This window comes from Enterococcus mundtii, from assembly GCF_002947535.1.
Taxonomy (GTDB): Bacteria; Bacillota; Bacilli; order Lactobacillales; family Enterococcaceae; genus Enterococcus_B; species Enterococcus_B mundtii_B.
Window position 1 is genome coordinate 1 of record NZ_PUAP01000054.1, and the last position, 438, is coordinate 438.

Genomic DNA, 438 nt, shown 5'->3' on the forward strand with positions numbered 1-438 from the left:
TTTGTTAGTAATGGAAGAAATGAAGAAACAGAATTATAAACCTGGTGAAGAATGGTTTGATCCTTTGTATCGTGGGAAAATTTGCGACCCTTATCCTACCCTTTCCCCCATCGAATGGACCTCACCCCTTTATCCAGAACATGATCAAATCTACTTAGCCGAATGTGTGGCAAACTTAGAACAAAAAGGGATCATTTTGTAAACAAGTAATAAATTAATGCTCTATCAAGCCTCTTGATTGCTGAATCGAGAGGCTTTTATTGAAATTAGACATAAAAAAACTGCTCTTTCATAAGAAAGAGCAGTAAGATATCAATCGTTTGATTATGCTTTAACGATGTTGATTGCTTGAGGGCCACGTTGTCCATCTTCAACATCAAAAGTCACAGCTTGACCTTCGTCTAATGTTTTGAAACCGTCACCTTGGATAGCTGAAAA

1 protein-coding gene and 1 pseudogene are annotated in these 438 nt (G+C 37.2%); one reads left to right on the top strand and one right to left on the bottom strand.

What is annotated here, in order from left to right; all coding sequences use genetic code 11:
• Nucleotides 1-202: pseudogene (locus CUS89_RS15205) on the top strand (TIGR02328 family protein); the annotation flags it as partial.
• Between the two features lie 122 nt (nucleotides 203-324).
• Here CUS89_RS15205 and CUS89_RS15210 read toward each other — a convergent pair.
• Nucleotides 325-438, bottom strand: a 114-nt coding sequence (locus tag CUS89_RS15210) for a cold shock domain-containing protein (protein ID WP_181055381.1), incomplete at its 5' end; no start/stop codon positions are given.